Raw genomic sequence first — 18,909 nt, 5'->3', positions numbered from 1 at the left:
TTATGTCGTTCCTTGTTCTGCGGCGAGCTTCTTCCGATACCCCATCGAACTGTTGATGCGGCCCAGAATATAGTCGCCCGCAGCGACGGGTTCATATTTGCTGTCGGTGTCGGGCGTGCCGAGATCGCGCGGGTCGACGTTCGACGTGTAGGTCGGATCATAGAACGTCGCGATCGAATAGCGCTCGCGGCCCGACGCGTTGATGACACGATGCAGCGTCGAGCGGAAGCGGTCATTCGTCCAGCGTGCCAGCAGGTCGCCTACGTTCACGACGAAACTGCCTTCGATGGGCGGCGCCTCGATCCATGTTTCGTTAGCAATCTCACGCACCTGCAGCCCGCCGACGCGATCCTGCCACAACAGCGTGATGCAACCGTAATCGGTATGCGGCGCGACGCCGAACTGCTCGTCATCGGATTGCGGCGGCTGCGGCGGATAGTAGACCATCTGCGTGCGCTGCATCCGCTTCGTGTAGCGCGGCGCAAAGAAATCTTCGGGAACGCCCAGGCCCGTCGCCACGGCGCGCAGCAAGTCCGCGCCGCACGCGCCGACCTCCTCGTAATAGCCGTACAGCGCGGGCTGCAACGCCGGCATGAAGTCCGGCCAGTTGTTCGGCCCGCGCAGCGCCTGGCCCGCCAGCACGTCGGGGTCGCTCTCGGGCAACTCCAGACCGATGCTATAGAACTCCTTGTAATCGGGGCGCTTTGCCTGATACATCGTCGCGTCGCCCAGCGCATTGAAGCCGCGATGCCGATGATTCACGGCCGCGCGCCGTTTCGTCTCGACGGGAAACGCAAAGAACTCGCGCGCCGCCTGTTCCGCACGATCGATCACCGCTTGCGGCACGCCGTGATTGACGATGTAGAAGAAGCCGATCGTCGTGCAGGCATCGCGTATCTCGCGGCCCGCGCGCGCGAGCGCGTCGCGGTTGCCGGCGCGCACGCCGGCCAGATCGACGATCGGAATGCGAGTGGCTGGCTGCATTGCGGAACTCCTTCATCACGAAGATTGAACTGATGATTCCATGCGTCGCTGCGCGCACCGCGTGCGGATGGGCGAGGGTTTCACGTTGTATATACCGCCAAAAGCGCAATCGCAAGTTGCGTTGCACCTGGCTGCATCGATCTGCAGAAGATACGCCAGCGGCATTAGGGTTTGACAGCATGCGATTATTTTTTTCGCGCAAAACCAGCGGTATATACTGCCTCGCATGATTCGCGCCCTGCCACGTCGAGCGCGACACACATTGCCAACGGGAGAATATCAATGGGTATCTTTGCAGGCTGGAAGTGTCGTCTGGCGATGGTGGCGTTCTGCGCCGCTGCGTCCGTAGCCAGCGCCGGCGCGCAGGCGGAAGACCAACTCGCGAAGGTCAAGAAGGCGGGCGAACTCGTGGTCGGCACGGAGATGCAGTTCGCGCCGTTCGACTTTCTCGAGAACGGCCAGCAGGCAGGCTTCAACAAGGACCTGTTCGCCGAAGTCGGCAAGGAACTCGGCGTGAAGGTGCGCTTCATCGATCTGCCCTGGCCGAGCGTGCTGCCCGGTCTCGAAGCGGGCAAGTTCGATATGGTGGGCGGCCCGCTCACGGTGACGAAAGCGCGCATGGAGCGCTACACGTACACACTGCCCGTCGCCGACGCGACCGACGCGCTTCTCAAGCGCGCCAACGACACCTCCATCAAGCAGTCGTCGGACATCGTCGGCAAGACGGTGGGCGCGGGCAAGGGCTCCGCGCAGCTCGATCAGCTGAAGGCTTACATCGCGACACTGCCGAAGCAACCCGAAGTGCGCGAATACGTCGACAACAATCAGGCGTATGCGGATCTCGCAGCGGGCCGCATCGCTGCCGTCGCGAACTCGATGACGAACATCGCCTACGTCGCGAAGCAGCGTCCCGAAGCGTTCGCCGTCGTGACGCCGCCGTTCGGCGCGAAAGTGTACTTCGCCTACTGCCTGCGCAAGGATGCCGACAGCAAGCCGCTCGCCGACGCGTTCAACGCCGCGCTGGTCAAGATGCACAACGACGGCCGTCTCGCATCGTTGCAGAAGAAATGGTTCGGCGTGGCAATGGACGCACCGACCACGATGCCCACGCCCAACTACTGATGCCCTGAATCGCGCGGCGCACCCGCTTTCGGGCGCGCCGCTCACATGTCCTTTCTTGCAGGCAACAGGCCATGTTCAGCGCCCACGTTTTCGCTCAAGGTTTTCCGCTGCTTCTGCAAGCCGCGCTCGCAACCATCGGCATTTCGCTGACGGGACTCGTGATCGGCTTCTTCGTCGGCATCGGCGTATGCTCGGCGCGGCTGTCGTCGAATGTCATTGCGCAACGTTTCGGCGGCGCCTATGTGTTCTTCTTTCGCGGCGTGCCGATGCTCGTGCAACTGCTGCTCGTCTATTACCTGCTGCCCTTCGTCGGCATCAACGTGTCGCCCATCGTCGCCGCGATCAGCGCGGTGTCGCTCTGTTCGGCGTCGTATATCGCGGAGATACTGCGCGGCGGCTTTCTGAACATTCCGCCTGGCCAGATCGAGGCGGCGCGCATGCTCGGCCTTTCCCCTATCGATATGCTGCGGCGCATACAGGTGCCGCAAGCCTTTCGCATGACGCTGCCTTCGCTCGTCAATGAAATGGTGCTGCTGATCAAGGCGTCGTCGCTGATCTCCGTGGTCGGGGTGGCCGAAATCACGCGCACCGCGCAGAACATCGCGGCGAGCACATATCGGCCGCTCGAAGCCTATGTCGCGGCGGGACTGATCTACTTCGTGATCTGCGGTGCGCTTGCTCTCGTCGCACACGCCGCCGAGCATCGGCTGCAACACACCTGAGGACCGGACGATGCAGCAATTCGATCCCACCGTCATCACGCACAATCTGCAACCCATCGCCGCCGGCCTCGCGGCGACGCTCGGCACATGGATCGTCGGCGTTGCGCTCGGGCTCCTGATCGGCTTCCTGATCGCCGTGCTGCAACTGTTTTGCGGGCGCTGGGTGCGCGGCGTGCTGCGCGCGTATATCGAGCTGTTTCGCGGCACGCCGTTTCTCGTGCAACTCTTTTTGCTCTACTACGGCGGCCCGTCGTTCGGCTTGACGCTCGAACCGCTGACGGCGGGCATGCTCGGTCTCGGCCTGTACGGCAGCGCGTATTTCGCGGAAGCGTTCCGTTCCGGCTTCCAATCGATACCGCGTGGGCATCTCGAAGCCGCGTCATGTCTCGGCCTCACGCGCTGGCAAGCCGTGCTGCGCATCCAGGTGCCGCAAATGCTGGTGCTGATCGTGCCCGCGCTGACCAACCTGACCATCGTGCTCAGCAAGGAAACGGCCGTGCTGTCGATCGTCACCGTGCCCGAACTGACGTTCGTGCTGACGGGCATCGGCTCCGCGACGTTCGCGTTCGTCGAAACCTTGCTCGTGCTGTGCGTGTGCTATCTCGCGCTCGTCGAACTCACGTCGCGCGCCGGCATGTGGGCGGAAGCGCGCGTTGCCCGCTTCATGGCGTAATCGATAATCAAGGTTCATCATGAATGCACTCGTCGACATGCCTGCTTCTTCTACGCTCGATATGACGCAATCCAGCCCGGCGCCGCTGATCGAAGTGCGCGATCTGCGCAAGCGCTTCGGTGACGTCGAAGTGCTGCGCGGCGTCGATCTCGACATCAAGCGCTCGGAAGTGGTGTGCATCATCGGGCCGTCGGGCTCGGGCAAGAGCACGCTGCTGCGCTGCCTCGCCGCGCTGGAAACTTACGATCACGGCGACGTGCGTATCGAAGGCGAACTGCTCGGCTATACGGAACGCAACGGCAAGCGCGTGCGCGCGTCGCAGGGCGAGATCAACCGCGTGCGCCGCAACGTCGGCATGGTGTTCCAGCAGTTCAACTTGTGGCCGCACATGACGGCGCTCGGCAACGTGATGGAGGCGCTATTGCGCGTGCGCAACCTGTCGCGCGACGATGCGAAAAAGCGCGCCAATGCGATGCTCGAAACGGTGGGCCTCGCGCACAAGGGCGACGCGTATCCGGCGAAGCTGTCGGGCGGTCAGCAGCAGCGCGTCGCGATTGCGCGCGCGCTCGCGATGGAGCCGCACATCATGCTGTTCGACGAGCCGACTTCCGCGCTCGACCCGGAACTGGTCGGCGAAGTGCTGCAGGTGATGAAGCAGCTTGCGCGCGACGGCATGACGATGGCTGTCGTCACGCATGAAATGGGCTTCGCCGCGCAGGTTGCCGACAAGGTCGTGTTCATCGACCAGGGGCGCATCGCCGTGCAAGGCAAGCCGCACGATGTCTTTCACGACGCGAACCAGCCGCGCCTGCGCCAGTTCCTGCAAAACTACTTCGACCGGAACGCATTCTGGTCGCGCGGCGCGGACAGCGCGGCCCCGGTATGAGCGCGCGGCTCAGCCGATAAAGCCGATGCCCGCCATCCGCGACAAGCTGCGCACGCGAGCCCTTGTGAAAGCACGCAAGGCTCGCGGGCCGAATGCTCACGCGATGACGCCCGATGCACCGAACGGCGCCCCTGCTGCGCGCTACGAGCAGGTGAAGCAATACATCCGCAATACGATCGAGTCCGGCGAGCGGCGCGCGGGCGATCGCATTCCATCGGAACTGGATCTCGTCGAATCGCTCGGCGTGTCGCGGATGACGGTCAACCGCGCGTTGCGCGAGCTCACGAATGAAGGCTTGCTGACGCGGGTCTCGGGTGTGGGCACTTTCGTTGCCGAATCCAAGCCGCAGTCGACGTTGCTGATGATCGCGCATATCGGCGATGAGATCCGCTCGCGGGGCCATGAATACAGCTATCAGACCGTGCTCATGCGGCGCGAGGTGGCGCCTGTCAATGTGTCGAACGCGCTGGGGTTGCCGTTGGGTGCGTCGGTGTTTCATGTGATTTGCGTGCATCGCGAGAATGGCTTGCCGGTGCAGCTCGAGGACCGTTACGTGAATCCCGCCATCGCGCCGGATTTCATCGAGCAGGATTTTGCGGTGGTGCGTCCGTCTGAATATCTGTTCAGCGTCGTGCCCGCGCATGATGTCGAGCATGTGGTGGATGCGGGGCTGCCGAGCCGCGCTGAAGCTGAGTTGCTGCAGATCGCGCCTGAAGAGCCCTGCCTCACGTTGATGCGCCGCACGTGGACGAGCGGTGTCGCGGTGACGTTTGCGCGGTTCGTGCATCCGGGCTCGAGGTATAGGTTGGGGTGCCGGTTTGCGACGGATACTTCGCAGAGGCAAGGGTAGGCTTTGTTTTCGCGCAGAGCACTGGCATCCGGGATGCGTTGTCTTGCTTCACGCGTCGTCGCCGTTCGGTGTTCTGAGTTTTGCGCTGGCATCCGCGTTTTGTTAGCGTGCTTCAGGCGTCGCCCCTGTGCGGGGCGGCACCTACTTTTCTTTGCCGCCGCAAAGAAAAGTAGGCAAAAGAAAGCGGCTCACACCGCCAGCCCTTGTTCTTGCCTGAGGACCCCCAAAGGCTCTTACGCTTCACACGGCAATCACATCATTCTTGCTCGTTGCCAGCGCTCTCCCTGGGCGCCTCACCCGCTTCACGCACCTGCGTTTCAGCACGCCGCGCCAGACTGTCCACCGCCGCCCAGGTGGCAAACTGTGTGTAGGCTTTCGCGCCATACGCGCACCACTCCAGACCGATAGCGCACGCATCCCACCCTGTAAGAGCGCCAAGCCATACGACGCGACAACCTACACACAGTTTGCCACCTGGGCGGCACATACCATTCGCTGCCGCTGGCTCATGTACGGGTGTTTGAAGCGGGTGAGGCGCTCATTTAAAGCGTTGGCAACGCACGCGAACAGAATTGCTGGCATGTGAAGGGTGGGGACGTTGGGGGCCCGTGGGCAAACGTCAAGCGCTGGCGGTGTGAGCCGCTTTCTTTTGCCTACTTTTCTTTGCGGCGGCAAAGAAAAGTAGGTGCCGCCCCGCACAGGGGCGACGCCTGAAGCACGCTAACGTAACGCGGATGCCAGCGCAAAGCCAAAGCGAAAGCGAAAGCGAAAGCAAAAGCAAAACCAAACCCAAACCCAAACCCAAACCCAAACCCCTACACATTCCCCGCCAAATGAAACCGCGAAGCCGGATGCCACAACTGCACCGACGTCGCGACCTGCTCCCCCACCCATGTCCTGCGCCACAGCATCAGGCAAGGCTCTCCAATCTCCATCATCAGATGCCGGCGCACATGCGCAGTAGGCTTTTGGGCATAGATGCGGAACTCCGCGCGCTGGATCGGCGCGAGCCTCACCATATAGTGATTCGGCGTTTCGACCGTGAAGTCCTGATTCAAGTAGTCCGGAAACACGCGCGGATTCACATACCGGTCTTCGTATTGAATCGGCTCACTCTCTTCGTTATGCACGATGCGCGAATGGAAAACAGGCCCATGCGCGAGCACCAGCGCATCCAGCGCAAGCGGATCATCGCTCGCCTCGAGCGTGAGCACCCGCGCCGAATGGCGGTGCCCGCGCGCGGTGATCTCGTCGGCAATGTTGCGGATTTCGAGCACTGTCGATTCATAGCGTTGCGGCGCGACATACGTGCCCGAGCCCTGCACACGCGTCAGCACACGCTCCGTCGTCAACTCGCGCAGCGCGCGCGATACCGTCATGCGCGCAACGCCGAACTCCTTCACCAGCTCCGCTTCCGACGGAATCAGTCCGCCCGGCTTCCACACGCCCTCTTCGATCCGCGCTATCACGTAACGCTTGATCTGCTCGTACGCGGGCATCGCTTTGCCAGGCGTCGTGCGCGTACCACTGGAATGCTCCTCTGCCCTCTCCAGTTGCCCGTTTATCGTCATGTTCACGTCGACCTCGTGGGTTGATCGCATTCTTATGCGGCGGATTGCGGCGCGTGCAGCGCGGCGGCCTTCGGATCATTCGCGGCGTGAGCGGCAAAGCCAGTGTGATCGCCAGGCGTCGGCGTCGACGGCAGGTTGCCCGAAGCGGGCGGCAACGGCGGCGCTGCCTCGCCGATCAGGCGGAACGCAACGGCCATATCGTCGGCCAGCGGACGATCGTCGCGATACGTCGGCACCACGGCACGCACCCTGCGCCACAACGCGTCCGTGTGCGGCGCACGCGGCGCGTCGACGGGTTGCAGGTCGTACGCCTGCGCCGCCGCCAGCAACTCGATCGCAATGATGCGGCCGGTGTTGTCGACGATCTCCAATGCCTTGAGCGCGGCGGGCGTCGCGTGACACAGATGGTCCTCCTGCAAGCCCGACGTGATGCCGCCATCCAGGCTCGCGGGCGCGGCCAGCCGCCGGTTCTGCGCGACCAGCGAAGCAGCCGTGTACTGCGCGATCATGAAGCCGGAGCACGTACCGCCCGGCTCCGCGAGAAACGCGGGCAAGCCGCTCACGAGCGGATTCACCAACCGGTCGAGACGGCGCTCGGCCATTGCCGCGACTTGCGCGATGGCCGTCGCGAGGCTGTCCATCGCCAGCGCAATCGACGCGCCCACGGCATGCGCCTGCGAATACACACGCGGCGCATCCGGCGTACCGGCAACGATCGGATTGTCGGTAATCGACGCCAGTTCGCGGTTCACGACGACCACGGTCGCATCGAGCACATCGCGCGCCGCGCCGTGCACGTGCGGGATCGTCCGCATCGAAAGCGGGTCCTGCGTACGCTGACCGACTACCGACGCAAGAATGCCGCTCTCGGCAAGCGCATTGCGCATCCGCTCGCCGACCAGATTCAATCCCGGCGACACCCGCAACGCGAGCGAATCGGCATCGAATGCGGCGAGCTGCCCACGCAGGTTTTCGAAGCTCATCGCGGCGATCGCATCGGTCCAGTCCAGCACGCGTTCGGCGCGCGCGAGCGCCAACGCCGCGAGTCCCGTCACACACGGCGTGCCGTTGATGAGGCTCAAGCCCTCTTTCGCTTCGAGCACGAGCGGTTCGCGCCCGAGCCGCACGAGCGCCTCGCGTCCGCTGATCCGTTCGCTGCCGTGCCGAACATGCCCTTCGCCGATGCATACCAGCGCGATATGCGCCATATGGCTCAGATAGCCGACGGAGCCGAACGCGGGCACTTCAGGGATATAGCCTGCATCGAGCAAGGCGACCAGCTGATCCGCGATCTCGACACGAATGCCCGAATGGCCGTGCGCAAAGTTGTTGATCGCGGCGGCCATGATCGCGCGCGTTTCCGCGACGCCGAGCGGCGCGCCGACGCCCACCGCATGGCTCATCAGGATATTGCGCGACAGCGTGCGCTGCTCCGACGGCGACACGATCACATCGCACAGCGCGCCGACGCCCGTGTTGACGCCATACGCGCGAATGCCGCGCTCGACGATCTGTTCGACGAGCACGCGCGCCGCCGCGATGCGCGCGCGCGCCGCATCGGAGAGCACGAGCGGCTCGCCCGCCGCGACCGCGGCCAGTTCACGCCAGTTCAGAGGACGGTCGGATCGGATGACTGCCATGATGTTGCCTTTGTCGGTACGTGTACTGCTTTTCTAATCTTTGTTGAATCTCAGGTTCTCAAGCGGAGCGAAACACCGCTCAGTTTGCAGTGCGCGAATGATGGCTCGACACGAATTGCCTGAAGCGCTCGGATTTGAGGTCGCCGAATACTTCGTCGGGCGTGCCGTCGCATTCCGTCTGCCCTTGATGCAGGAACATCACGCGGTTCGACACATGCCGCGCAAAGCCCATTTCGTGCGTCACGACCAGCATGGTGCGGCCTTCTTCCGCGAGCGAACGCATCACGCGCAGCACTTCGCCGACCAGTTCGGGATCGAGCGCGGAAGTCGGCTCGTCGAACAGCATCACTTTCGGATGCATCGCAAGCGCACGCGCAATCGCGACGCGTTGCTGCTGACCGCCCGACAGATGCGCCGGATAGTGGCCGCGCTTTTCTGCAAGGCCGACCTTCGCGAGCAACGCCTCGGCTTCTTCGACGGCCTCCGCACGGCTGCGTTTTTGCACGCGCATCGGCCCTTCGATCAGGTTGTCGAGCACTGTCATGTGCGACCACAGATTGAAGTTCTGAAACACCATGCCGAGCTGCGAGCGAATCCGGTCGACCTGCTTGCGGTCGTCCGGTTGCAGCTTGCCGTCCTTGCGGCGTTTCATCTTCAGCGTTTCGCCCGCGAGCGCGACGCTGCCGTCGTCCGGCGTTTCGAGCAGGTTCAGACAGCGCAGGAACGTGCTCTTGCCCGAGCCGCTGGCGCCGAGAATCGAAATGACGTCGCCTTCATGCGCGTCGAGCGAAATGCCCTTCAAAACGTGATGGTCGCCGAACGACTTGTGAATGTTCTTGACCGACAGTGCAACGGGTGCCGTAGCGTTCATGAGATTCTCCTGGATGGGCCGTCAGGGTGCGGCACGACGTGCTTCGGTAGCGGGCGGAATCGCGCGCGGCGCAGCGTTCACAGGCGCTGCGCGCAGATGGCGCGACAGACGCCGTTCGAGCAAACCGAGCAGACGCACGACAACGAAATTCAGGAACAGATAGATCAGTGCGGCGCAGATGAACACTTCAGTGGTGCGGTACGTCTGCTGGATGATCTGCTGCGCGACGCCCGTCACTTCCCACACGGTGACGAGACTCGCGAGCGCCGTCGACTTGACGAGCAGCACGGCCTCCGTCGAATACGCGGGCAGGCACTGGCGCAATGCGATCGGGCCGATGATGCGGCGCAGAAGCGAGAAGCCCGACAGGCCGATCGAATAACCCGCTTCGATCTGTCCGACGGGGACGGCCATCAGACCGCCGCGAATGATTTCCGCCGTATAGCCCGCCGTGCACAGTGCAAGCGACAGGACCGCGCAGACATACGGCTCGCGCAGCACGGGCCACATGAAGCTCTCGCGGATCACGCCGAACTGGCCGAGGCCGTAGTAGACGAGAAACATCTGGATCAGCAGCGGCGAACCGCGAAACACGAGAATGTACGCGCGCGCAAAGCGGTTCGGCAGCCAGTGCGGCGACACGCGCATCGTGACGATCACGAGCGACAGCAACCCGCCCAGCACCAGCGACGCGAAGAACAGACCCAGCGTGGTCGGCACGGCGGCGAGCAACTGGCGCAGCGTGTCGAGCAGGAAGTCGAAATCGAAAGACATGGTGGTGGCGCTCCTCGTCAGTTGCGCGCGAAGTTGCGCCGGAAGGATTTGCCCACGTGCGCTTCGGCACGGTTGAAGACGCGGTTCGAAATGCCCGTCATCACCAGATACAGCGCGCCGCCCACGACGAAGAACAGGAAGTACTGGTGCGTCGAACTGGCGGCGATCTGGCTTGCGCGCAGCAGTTCGGCAAGACCCGTCACCGAAATCAGCGCGGAGTCCTTCAGACTCAGCTGCCACACGTTGCCGATGCCCGGCAGCGCGAAGCGCAGCACCTGCGGAATCAGAATGCGGCGGGCCATGGTCATGGTCGGCATGCCGATCGAGCGTGCCGCTTCGAGTTCGCCCTTCGACACCGCGAGCACGGCCGAGCGATACACCTCGGCCTGATACGCGCCCGAGATCATGCCGACCGCCAGCGCGCCGATCACGAACGGCGGCACGCCGACGAACCCTTCGGCGCCGAACCACTGGCCCACTGTGGTCACGAGCGTCGAGCCGCCGAAGTAGAACAGATAGATGACGAGCAGCTCAGGCACGCCTCGAAACACCGTCGTGTACAGATCGCCCAGCACGCGCGCCGTGCGAAAGCGCGACAGCTTCGCGGCCGCGATGATCGCGCCGAACACCGCGCCGACAGCGAGCGCCGCGAGCGTCAACGCGACGGTCATCAATGCCGCGAGCAGCAGCACGCCGCCCCAGCCTTCCTGCCCGAAGCCGAGCGTCTCGATCAGAGCCATGGCTTACTCCTCATCCCTGCTTTCGTTGATTGACCTGCTTCGCCGAAACAGGTCGTTCGAGCAAGCGCGCACCGCTGCGGCACGCGCATACGGCTATCGATCAAGGCGTGACGTCGGTCTTGAACCACTTGTCGGAAAGCTTCTTCACGGTGCCGTCCTTCAGCGCATCGGCGATGGCCGTATCGAACTTCGCCTTCAGGTCGGCGTCCTGCTTGCGGAACGCGAGGCCTTCGCCCGGGCCCCAGATCGGGCCGCCGATCTTCGGTCCCGCCATGGAGATTTGCGCTGACTCTTTCTTGTCCGAGTTGGCGGCGTAGTACGTGACGTCGTCGAACGATGCGTCGATGCGGCCGTTCGCCAGATCCAGATCGCGTTCCGGCGAGGTCTTGTACACGCGGATCGTCGCGATGTCCTTGAAGCCTTCGTTGATGAACTTAGTGTAGACCGTGCCCGACTGGATACCGATGGTCTTGCCCTTCAACTGCTTGCGCAGCGCGTCGACGGTCGGCTTGTCGGTCTTCGGGTCGCCCGTCAGCTTGACGACGGGCGCACCCGGGGTCGCCTTCGGGATGATCTTCGTATCGGAGACGGCAAAGGTGGCGGGCGTGGCCGCGTACGGGCGCGAGAACGCGATGATCTTTTCGCGCTCAGGCGTGATGGAGATCGCGTCCATCAAGACGTCGAACTTGCCTGCCTGCAGCCCGGGAATCATGCCGTCCCAGTCTTGTGCAACCAGGTTGCACTGCAGCTTGATGCGCTCGCACAGATTGGCGACCAGCTCCGGCTCGAAGCCGCCCAGCTTGCCGCCCGGCAAGGTGAGGTTCCACGGCGCGTAGCCGCCTTCCAGCGCGATCGTCACCGACTTCCATTCCTTCGCCTGCGCGGGCGCGCCAGCGAGCGCCACGGCGCCCAGCACCGCGCCCATCAATACTTTCGACAACATAGTGCGGCTTGCCTTGTTCACCTTCACGTCGAATCTCCTTTTCGTCTGAACGGGTCCCTTCGCTTGTCGCGTGCCGGACATGTATAGACAAGTCTGCATGAGGTCAAAAATGATCGCAACTGAAATCCCAAAAAATTATTGAATTGTTCGGGTAAGCCCTTATGCAAAGGGATTCGGGCGTGCCAGAGCTGCCGCACAAGAGTACGTTTTGGCCGCGCCATGCTGGTGCAGCTGACTAGACAGGTTGGCGATTGCGGTGCTGCCTTTGCACCGGATTGGCACGCCGAAGCCTTGCATCGGCGAACCTTGCAGCGGCGAAAGCAAACTTCGCGCATCCGCGCAGTAGTCATACGCAGGTATGGCAGACGGGAACCTTTGGCCTGATCCGCTCATCCCCGAAGCGGCATAGCGCCAGACAACGGCATGACGTGGCAGCGTTTTCACCATCCAGACGGTCAGGGGACACAACGTTAGTTGGTCTCCACTCGTTCATATGTACGACTGGAGCGCAGATCGTCGCCGCATTACATTGCATACACCGCTGGCCGATCTGATGGCTGGCGCAGGAGCCGGGCTACAAGGGCTGATCCAGCAGGGCCCATCCGCTCCACGATAAAAAGTTTGGCTTGCCGGGAATGAAAGTCGAAGTCGCCATGTTTGCCTCTATGTAGCAAGCGACATCGAAACAGGATTGACAGAAGGGCACGACCAGACAGCCGTACGACAGCAGTTGATGCAGAAGCTTTAACGACGTTTGCAAGCTCATTGACCGGTTCGAATTGAACACCATTCGTTCAGGATGCCGAATCAATATCGGCATGCAGATGAGCAGGACGTTTAAACACACTCATTCAGGAGTTACATCATGAAGAACATTTTTGTTTGCCTCGCAGTTGCCGCCGGTGCACTCGCCGCTCCCGCCCTGAGCTTTGCTCAATCGAATGGCCCCGTTACCCGCGCCGAAGTTCGCGCCGATCTCGTTCGCGTCGAACAGGCCGGCTATCAGCCGGGCCGTGGCGAGGACATCAACTATCCGTCCGACATCCAGGCTGCCGAAGCGAAGATCGCCGCGCAGGATAACCACAATCTGACGAACAACGCGGTTGGCGGCGTCGCGATGACGGGTACCTCGTCGTCGGGCAAGTCCTCGCGTTCCGCTTCGAACAACAACGCGTGCGTCGGCCCCGTCAGCTACTGCAATATTTTCTTCGGCAGCTAAATGGCGCGCACATGACCCTGCGCCCCACTGTCAGGCGCAGGGTCGCGCAAGCATCCCCTTCGTGTCTGTTTTCTGTTTCCGATTTACGGAGTCTCTTGTGAAAAGTTCGTTGCTCGTAACCGCGGCCCTGGCGTTGTCGACTGGTCTTCTCGCCTCTTCGGGCGCGATGGCGCAGGACGCCCAACCGGCGCACGCTCCTGTCAGGAATATCGTTCTCGTTCATGGCGCCTGGGTAGACGGTTCGGGCTGGAAGCCCGTCTACGACATCCTCACCAAAGACGGCTATCACGTCACACTGGTGCAGGAACCGCTAACCTCGCTCGACGACGACGTCGCGGCAACGAAGCGTGTCCTCGACCTGCAAAACGGCCCGACGATTCTCGTCGGCCACAGCTACGGCGGCTCGATCATCACGGAAGCAGGCGTCGATCCGCATGTAGTCGGTCTCGTGTATGTCGCCGCGCATGCGCCGAACGTCGGCGAAGACGAAGCCGCGCTCGGCAAGGGCAAGCCCAGCTACACGTCGAAGCAGCCGGGCGCAATCGAAAAGACGGACGACGGCTACACGTACCTGAACCCGTCCGTGTTCCCGAAGGACTTCGCGGGAGACCTGCCGCTGAAGCAGGCGCAGTTCGAAGCGCGCTCGCAGATGCTGACGGCCGCGAAAGTGTTCTCGCAGCCGCTGACGGCCGCGGCCTGGACGACCAAGCCGAGCTGGGGCATCGTCGCGGGCGGCGACAAGATCATCAATCCCGATCTGGAGCGCTGGTACTACCAGCGCGCACATAGTCACACGACGGTGATTCCGGGCGCCAGCCACTCGGTCTACGAATCGCGTCCGCAGCAGGTCGCGGCCGTGATCGAGGATGCCGCGAAGCACGCACAGCAGTGATCATCGACGCCCGCGCCAGACGCGGGCGCTGGATGCGAAGCGGCGCGCCCACGAGGCGCGCCGCGTGCGCGTTGCAGGTAATCGGCTCAATTGCCAAAAAAGATGTTGCAATTCGGGCCCGTCGAGCAATTACGCGTAGCCTGCATCGTTCTGCCCGATGAAGTGCGGGTATCCGTTGCGCCGCCATACGACATGTCCGTCGTCGCTTGCGCCGACGCATTCGCATTGTTCTGCATCGAGGCCTTCGATGCATCGCTACTCTGCGCGATGTCATCGGCCATCGTCGCGACAGGCATGGCCATCAGCAATGCACCCGCCACGGGTAACGCCATCAGGATCTTCATGTCGAACTCCTTCCATGCAGACGAATCGCCACGCCCTGCATCGCGATTCGCCGGACGCCCACCGACGCCTGCGCCATCCGCATCGTTTCGACCGATGCCCGCAGGCGTGAAATCGCGCGCAACGGCCACCCACGCCGCAGCGTGCTTTTGTTCTAGATGCGATTGATTGGCTCAAAGCCCCCGAGTCTGTCGGGCGGCGCAGCGCGGCGCGAGAACGCCGGTTTCTGATTGTTTGACTATCGGCTGCGCAGAGAGGTCCGCACTGCTGCTTCAGTTATAGACCTTTGCGACGAGACTGCAATGGTCTTCCGCTGCACTGCAACGCGGCGCGCATCGGCTGACGAGGCGCGCCGCTTCGGCGTTGTGTGACGATTAGCGCAGGTTGGTTTTCACCAGCTCGACGATTTCATCGCCGCGGCCGTTGAGAATCGCGCGCAGCATGTAAAGACTGAAACCCTTGGCCTGCGACAGCTCGATAGTCGGGGGCATGGCGAGTTCATGCTTGTCCGTGACGACGTCGACGAGCGCCGGGCCCTGATGTGCGAAGGCTTCTTTCAGCGCGCCCTCCAGTTCTTCGGAATCCTCGACGCGCAGCGAAAAAATGCCCGCACCTTTCGCGATCTGCGCAAAATCGGTCTTGCTCAGGTCGACGTTCGTGTCGAGATAGCCGCCCGCCTTCAGTTCCATCGAAACGAAACCCAGCAGGCTGTTGTTGTACACGATGACCTTGATGGGCAGTTCGAGCTGACGCGCCGTAAGCAGATCGCCGAGCAGCATCGACAGTCCGCCGTCGCCCGATAGCGACACCACCTGCCGCCCCGGATGTGCCGCCTGCGCGCCGAGCGCCTGCGGCATCGCGTTGGCCATCGAGCCGTGATTGAACGAGCCGTGCAGTTGCCGCTTGCCGTTCATCGTCAGATAGCGCGCCGCCCACAGCGTGGGCGTCCCGACGTCGGCCGTGAAGATGGCGTCGTCGCTGGCGGCTTCGTCGATCATGCGCGTCAGATACTGCGGATGGATCGGCGCGCCGGGGTCGGAAGGCGTGGCGAGTTCGTCGAGATCGCGGCGTGCTTCTTCGTAGTGCGCGGTGGCCATATCGACGAAGGTGCGGTCGTCTTTGCGCTTGAGCTTCGGCAGCAGCGAGGCGACGGTCTCTTTGACGGTGCCGACGAGGCCCATCGCGAGCGGTGCGCGCTTGCCGAGCTGCGAGCCCTTCCAGTCGATCTGCACGACCTTTGCGTCGGGCGGATAGAACGGCCGGTAGGGAAAGTCGCAGCCGAGCAACAGGAGCACGTCGCAGGACATCATGGCGTGATAGCCGGAACTGAAGCCGATCAGCCCTGTCATGCCGACGTCGAACGGATTGTCGTACTCGATGAACTGCTTGCCGCGCAGTGCATGGACGATCGGCGCCCCGAGCGTGTCGGCGAGTTTGACCACTTCGTCGTGGGCGCCTGCGACGCCGCTGCCGCACATGATCGTCACGGCTTCGCAGTCGTTGAGCATGGTGGCGAGTTTGGTGAGTTCGCTGTCGGGCGGCAGGATGGCGGACGGCGCGGTCGGATTCCAGACGGGCGACAGCGACGGCCCTTCGCTCAAGGCAATATCGCCGGGCAGCACGATCACGGCGACGCCGCGCTGTTCGATTGCACTGCGCATTGCGCGTTCGAGGACGCGCGGGAACTGTGAAGCGTTCACTACCAGTTCGGCGAAGTGGCTGCACTCCTTGAAGATTTCGGTCGGGTGCGTTTCCTGGAAGTAGCCGAGGCCGATTTCCGTCGATGGAATGTGCGCGGCGATCGCGAGGACGGGTTGCTGGTTGCGGTGGCAGTCGTATAGGCCGTTGATGAGGTGCAGGTTGCCTGGGCCGCAGCTGCCTGCGCAGACGGCAAGCTGGCCGCTTGCGGCGGCGTCGGCGCCTGCTGCGAAGGCGGCTGCTTCTTCATGACGCGTGTGCATCCAGCGGATCGAGCCGACCTGGTCGAGGCTGAACGCCAGGCCGTTCAGGCTGTCGCCTGTGACGCCCCAGATGCGCTTGACGCCTGCGGCGGCTAAGGTTTTTGCAAGGTAATCCGCGACTGTGGTCTTTGCCATGAGCGTTCCTTGAAATGGGTTTTTGGGGTTCTTTTTTCTGCGACGCTGGGTGGTTTGCTTTGGTTTTGCGCTGGTATCTGCGTTATGAGTTTTCGCTGGAATCCGGAGTTTTCGCTGGCATCCGCGAATTGTTAGCTCGCTTCAGGCGTCGCCCCTGTGCGGGGCGGCACCTACTTTTCTTTGCCGCCGCAAAGAAAAGTAGGCAAAAGAAAGCGGCTCACACCGCCAGCACTTGTTTTCATCCAGGGGCCCCCAACGTCCCCACACTTCACACGGTAACGCTCGGGCCCGCATGCGTTGCCAACGCTCTCTCTGTACACCTCACCCACTTCATGTACCCGCGTCGCAGCACGCCGCGCCAGGCAGTCCGCCGCCGCCCAGGTGGCAAACTGTGTGTAGGGTGTCGCGCCCCACAGGTTAGCGCTCTTACCAGAAACACCAATCCTGCTACCAGTCCGGAGTGATGCGTGTATGGCGCGAAAGCCTACACACAGTTTGCCACCTGGGCAGCGCATACCCTTCGCTGACGCCAACTTCTGCTACGGTTGCCTGAAGCGGGTGATGCACTTATTCAAAGCGTCGGCAACGGGAACCAGCCTGGGCACTGCAGTGTGAAGCGTGGGGACGTTGGGGGCCCGTGGGCAAACGTCAAGAATTGGCGGTGTGAGCCGCTTTCTTTTGCCTACTTTTCTTTGCGGCGGCAAAGAAAAGTAGGTGCCGCCCCGCACAGGGGCGACGCGTGAAGCTAGATAACGAATCGCGGATGCCAGCGAAAACTCCGGATGCCAGCGAAAACTCATAACGCAGATACCAGCGCAAAACCAAAGCAAACCACCCAGCGTCGCAGACAAACAGACAAACAAAAAAAATCACCACACATACGGCACAAACCGATACCGAACCCTCGCAGCATATTCCTCATACCCCGCGAGTTGCGCGCACAACATCCGCTCCTCGAGCACAGCGCGATAGCCCAGTCCAACAACCAAAAGCGGCACGCAAGCCAGCCCCCAAACAGAGCCCAGCAACAACGGCGTACCGAGCAGAAACAAAATAGCCCACGCATACATCGGATGCCGCACATAAGCATACGGTCCGCTATCGCTAACCTTATGCCCACGCTCGGCCATAATCTTCACGACAGGCGCAGCATAGCTATTAGCACGAAAAACCGACCGCATAGCAACCATGCTAACGAGAATAGCAAGCACGCCCACAACCTGCAGCGATGGGTGCATCGACGACCAATTAAACCGCCGCGCATCGAGCCCCATCAACACCAGCCACCCACACCACGCAACGGCAACGCACACCATAAAGAACTTGTCCCAGGCGCCCTGCCCACGTTGAATAAATGAACCAAGCCGCTCCGCAAGCAACGCCGGATCGTGGCGCGCAAGCCACACGCCCACCCACAACCCGAGCGCGCCCATTTCGAACAGGTAACACCACGCCCCCGGCCACGCGAGCGTGCCAGCCGCCCCGAACAGCACGGCCCCCATCCCCGCAAGCCACAACACCGTCTGAACGATGAGCCGCGCGATCATCACGCTCGACCTAGGAGTCCGCACCTTGCGTCGACACGCGCCGGTAAATATCCGCGACATCGATATCGCCAAGCTCGATCAGGAACGTCTCTCGCAGGCACGTTTCAAGCTCATGCGCGCTTTCGATGCGCCGCTCGATCGCTTCGCCATCTATCGAACGCGCGGTAAGACGGTCGTTGAACAGCGTCAGCCGACCTTCCGGCGTCACGCGGCATACGACCAGGCTCGTCGTGAAGAACGACGTGGGATGCGTCGACGTGTACCAGTTCGATACCTCGTAATCGATCCATTCCGCCCGCTGCAGGTCGAAACGATACGTCTTGAGCCACGTCTCGCCCGATTGCACCTCCAGATCGAACGCACCCTGCGATGCATCGGCAAGACGGAACGGCTCGTGTGCGGTCTGTTGCGCGACGCCCGTTTGCAGCCGCAACGGCGACGTCAGCGTCACGGCACCAAACCCGACGTCGGCGATCCACGGCTGATCGTCGACGGTCACGCGCAGCAGCATGTGCGTGCGCGGCGTGATCGCGTCCGGCTCGCGGCCCCACAGCACGCGCGCGATCATCGGCGTCACGTCGAAGCCGAGTTGCATCAGCACGTGCGCGAACAGACCGTTCTGCTCGAAACAATAGCCGCCGCGCCGCCGCTCGATCAGCTTGTCGACGACGGCGGGCAGAGCCAGATCGACGCGGCGGCCCGTCAGCGGATCAAGGTTTTCGAACGGAATCGACAATGGATGCAAGCGTTGCAACTCGCGCAATACGTCGAGCGTCGCGGCCTGCGGCCCCGTATAGCCGATACGCCTGAAATAGCGGTCGAGATCGAGAGTGCTGGACATCCGGTGCTCCTGGTTAGCGTGGGTGGCGTTGCCGCTGCTTGTCTGCTCATATGCGCTGCAAGGATCAGCGACAGCGTACCGTCATCGAGCCGCGCCGTGCGCGAAGCCCTCATTTACGAAGGCCCATTTACGAACGGTCGAACGGACGATCGAACACATACGCGCCGATCATCGCATCGCGCACGGCGAGAGCTGA

Annotated in this window: 18 protein-coding genes; 7 read left to right on the top strand and 11 right to left on the bottom strand. The window is 62.5% G+C overall.

What is annotated here, in order from left to right; genetic code table 11:
• Positions 1 to 984, bottom strand: a complete 984-nt coding sequence (locus C2L66_RS20605) for an isopenicillin N synthase family dioxygenase (protein WP_054935157.1) — start codon at positions 982 to 984, stop codon at positions 1 to 3.
• 282 nt (positions 985 to 1,266) lie between these two features.
• On the opposite strand from C2L66_RS20605, the gene C2L66_RS20600 reads away from it, so the two are divergent.
• The 5 genes from C2L66_RS20600 to hutC (C2L66_RS20580) all read left to right on the top strand — a co-directional run bounded on the left by C2L66_RS20600 (position 1,267) and on the right by hutC (C2L66_RS20580) (position 5,237).
• Positions 1,267 to 2,106, top strand: a complete 840-nt coding sequence (locus C2L66_RS20600; protein ID WP_054935156.1) for a transporter substrate-binding domain-containing protein — start codon at positions 1,267 to 1,269, stop codon at positions 2,104 to 2,106.
• Between the two features lie 71 nt (positions 2,107 to 2,177).
• A complete protein-coding gene (locus tag C2L66_RS20595) occupies positions 2,178 to 2,828 on the top strand; it encodes an amino acid ABC transporter permease (RefSeq protein WP_060603339.1) in 651 nt (216 codons plus the stop codon).
• Between the two features lie 10 nt (positions 2,829 to 2,838).
• A complete protein-coding gene (locus C2L66_RS20590; RefSeq protein ID WP_060603342.1) occupies positions 2,839 to 3,501 on the top strand; it encodes an amino acid ABC transporter permease in 663 nt (220 codons plus the stop codon).
• Between the two features lie 19 nt (positions 3,502 to 3,520).
• Positions 3,521 to 4,387, top strand: a complete 867-nt coding sequence (locus C2L66_RS20585) for an amino acid ABC transporter ATP-binding protein (protein WP_054935153.1) — start codon at positions 3,521 to 3,523, stop codon at positions 4,385 to 4,387.
• A 103-nt stretch (positions 4,388 to 4,490) separates the two neighbouring features.
• Positions 4,491 to 5,237, top strand: coding sequence for a histidine utilization repressor (gene hutC, locus C2L66_RS20580; RefSeq protein ID WP_054935152.1), 747 nt, complete (start codon positions 4,491 to 4,493; stop codon positions 5,235 to 5,237).
• A gap of 815 nt (positions 5,238 to 6,052) precedes the next feature.
• Here the strand turns inward: hutC (C2L66_RS20580) and hutC (C2L66_RS20575) are convergent.
• The 6 genes from hutC (C2L66_RS20575) to C2L66_RS20550 form a co-directional block, all read right to left on the bottom strand.
• Positions 6,053 to 6,808 (bottom strand): histidine utilization repressor, encoded by a 756-nt coding sequence (hutC, locus tag C2L66_RS20575; protein ID WP_060603345.1) that lies wholly within the window; start codon positions 6,806 to 6,808, stop codon positions 6,053 to 6,055.
• A gap of 32 nt (positions 6,809 to 6,840) precedes the next feature.
• Positions 6,841 to 8,448 (bottom strand): HAL/PAL/TAL family ammonia-lyase, encoded by a 1,608-nt coding sequence (locus tag C2L66_RS20570; RefSeq protein WP_060603347.1) that lies wholly within the window; start codon positions 8,446 to 8,448, stop codon positions 6,841 to 6,843.
• Positions 8,449 to 8,527: 79 nt separating this feature from the next.
• The gene (locus C2L66_RS20565; RefSeq protein WP_035996618.1) at positions 8,528 to 9,319 is read right to left on the bottom strand and encodes an ABC transporter ATP-binding protein; all 792 of its coding nucleotides are present in this window, start codon (positions 9,317 to 9,319) and stop codon (positions 8,528 to 8,530) included.
• A 21-nt stretch (positions 9,320 to 9,340) separates the two neighbouring features.
• On the bottom strand, positions 9,341 to 10,093 hold the full coding sequence (locus C2L66_RS20560; protein WP_054932435.1) for an ABC transporter permease: 753 nt from the start codon (positions 10,091 to 10,093) through the stop codon (positions 9,341 to 9,343).
• A gap of 17 nt (positions 10,094 to 10,110) precedes the next feature.
• Complete coding sequence (locus tag C2L66_RS20555) at positions 10,111 to 10,833, bottom strand: ABC transporter permease (RefSeq protein WP_007587161.1); 723 nt, start codon at positions 10,831 to 10,833, stop codon at positions 10,111 to 10,113.
• A gap of 100 nt (positions 10,834 to 10,933) precedes the next feature.
• Complete coding sequence (locus C2L66_RS20550; RefSeq protein ID WP_054932445.1) at positions 10,934 to 11,776, bottom strand: transporter substrate-binding domain-containing protein; 843 nt, start codon at positions 11,774 to 11,776, stop codon at positions 10,934 to 10,936.
• An 865-nt stretch (positions 11,777 to 12,641) separates the two neighbouring features.
• On the opposite strand from C2L66_RS20550, the gene C2L66_RS20545 reads away from it, so the two are divergent.
• Together C2L66_RS20545 and C2L66_RS20540 are read left to right on the top strand one after the other, a co-directional pair.
• A complete protein-coding gene (locus C2L66_RS20545) occupies positions 12,642 to 12,995 on the top strand; it encodes a DUF4148 domain-containing protein (protein WP_054932437.1) in 354 nt (117 codons plus the stop codon).
• Positions 12,996 to 13,092: 97 nt separating this feature from the next.
• Complete coding sequence (locus C2L66_RS20540) at positions 13,093 to 13,887, top strand: alpha/beta hydrolase (protein WP_060603350.1); 795 nt, start codon at positions 13,093 to 13,095, stop codon at positions 13,885 to 13,887.
• Positions 13,888 to 13,973: 86 nt separating this feature from the next.
• Here C2L66_RS20540 and C2L66_RS20535 read toward each other — a convergent pair whose 3' ends face one another.
• The 4 genes from C2L66_RS20535 to C2L66_RS20520 form a co-directional block, all read right to left on the bottom strand.
• Positions 13,974 to 14,231, bottom strand: a complete 258-nt coding sequence (locus C2L66_RS20535; protein WP_054932446.1) for a hypothetical protein — start codon at positions 14,229 to 14,231, stop codon at positions 13,974 to 13,976.
• 372 nt (positions 14,232 to 14,603) lie between these two features.
• Positions 14,604 to 16,325, bottom strand: coding sequence for a ubiquinone-dependent pyruvate dehydrogenase (gene poxB, locus C2L66_RS20530; RefSeq protein ID WP_054932439.1), 1,722 nt, complete (start codon positions 16,323 to 16,325; stop codon positions 14,604 to 14,606).
• An 869-nt stretch (positions 16,326 to 17,194) separates the two neighbouring features.
• Positions 17,195 to 17,872 (bottom strand): methyltransferase family protein, encoded by a 678-nt coding sequence (locus C2L66_RS20525; protein WP_060603353.1) that lies wholly within the window; start codon positions 17,870 to 17,872, stop codon positions 17,195 to 17,197.
• A 10-nt stretch (positions 17,873 to 17,882) separates the two neighbouring features.
• Positions 17,883 to 18,713 carry an arylamine N-acetyltransferase family protein gene (locus C2L66_RS20520; protein WP_054932441.1) on the bottom strand — a complete coding sequence of 277 codons (831 nt, stop codon included), beginning with the start codon at positions 18,711 to 18,713 and terminating at the stop codon, positions 17,883 to 17,885.
• Between the last annotated feature and the right edge of the window lie 196 nt (positions 18,714 to 18,909).

Source organism: Paraburkholderia caribensis, from assembly GCF_002902945.1.
Lineage (GTDB): Bacteria > Pseudomonadota > Gammaproteobacteria > Burkholderiales > Burkholderiaceae > Paraburkholderia > Paraburkholderia caribensis.
Note: the sequence above shows the minus strand (reverse complement) of the source record. Positions and strands in the feature narration are given on the sequence as shown.

Bases quoted from the DNA above. Each gene is read 5' to 3' on its own strand.
- C2L66_RS20560 (WP_054932435.1), bottom strand. From the start codon at position 10,093: ATGTCTTTCGATTTCGACTTCCTGCTCGACACGCTGCGCCAGTTGCTC.
- C2L66_RS20585 (WP_054935153.1), top strand. From the start codon at position 3,521: ATGAATGCACTCGTCGACATGCCTGCTTCTTCTACGCTCGATATGACG.
- C2L66_RS20520 (WP_054932441.1), bottom strand. From the start codon at position 18,713: ATGTCCAGCACTCTCGATCTCGACCGCTATTTCAGGCGTATCGGCTAT.
- C2L66_RS20570 (WP_060603347.1), bottom strand. From the start codon at position 8,448: ATGGCAGTCATCCGATCCGACCGTCCTCTGAACTGGCGTGAACTGGCC.
- C2L66_RS20525 (WP_060603353.1), bottom strand. From the start codon at position 17,872: ATGATCGCGCGGCTCATCGTTCAGACGGTGTTGTGGCTTGCGGGGATG.
- C2L66_RS20545 (WP_054932437.1), top strand. From the start codon at position 12,642: ATGAAGAACATTTTTGTTTGCCTCGCAGTTGCCGCCGGTGCACTCGCC.
- C2L66_RS20590 (WP_060603342.1), top strand. From the start codon at position 2,839: ATGCAGCAATTCGATCCCACCGTCATCACGCACAATCTGCAACCCATC.
- hutC (WP_060603345.1), bottom strand. From the start codon at position 6,808: ATGACGATAAACGGGCAACTGGAGAGGGCAGAGGAGCATTCCAGTGGT.
- C2L66_RS20555 (WP_007587161.1), bottom strand. From the start codon at position 10,833: ATGGCTCTGATCGAGACGCTCGGCTTCGGGCAGGAAGGCTGGGGCGGC.
- C2L66_RS20565 (WP_035996618.1), bottom strand. From the start codon at position 9,319: ATGAACGCTACGGCACCCGTTGCACTGTCGGTCAAGAACATTCACAAG.
- C2L66_RS20605 (WP_054935157.1), bottom strand. From the start codon at position 984: ATGCAGCCAGCCACTCGCATTCCGATCGTCGATCTGGCCGGCGTGCGC.
- C2L66_RS20550 (WP_054932445.1), bottom strand. From the start codon at position 11,776: ATGTTGTCGAAAGTATTGATGGGCGCGGTGCTGGGCGCCGTGGCGCTC.
- C2L66_RS20600 (WP_054935156.1), top strand. From the start codon at position 1,267: ATGGGTATCTTTGCAGGCTGGAAGTGTCGTCTGGCGATGGTGGCGTTC.
- C2L66_RS20595 (WP_060603339.1), top strand. From the start codon at position 2,178: ATGTTCAGCGCCCACGTTTTCGCTCAAGGTTTTCCGCTGCTTCTGCAA.
- C2L66_RS20535 (WP_054932446.1), bottom strand. From the start codon at position 14,231: ATGAAGATCCTGATGGCGTTACCCGTGGCGGGTGCATTGCTGATGGCC.
- hutC (WP_054935152.1), top strand. From the start codon at position 4,491: ATGACGCCCGATGCACCGAACGGCGCCCCTGCTGCGCGCTACGAGCAG.
- poxB (WP_054932439.1), bottom strand. From the start codon at position 16,325: ATGGCAAAGACCACAGTCGCGGATTACCTTGCAAAAACCTTAGCCGCC.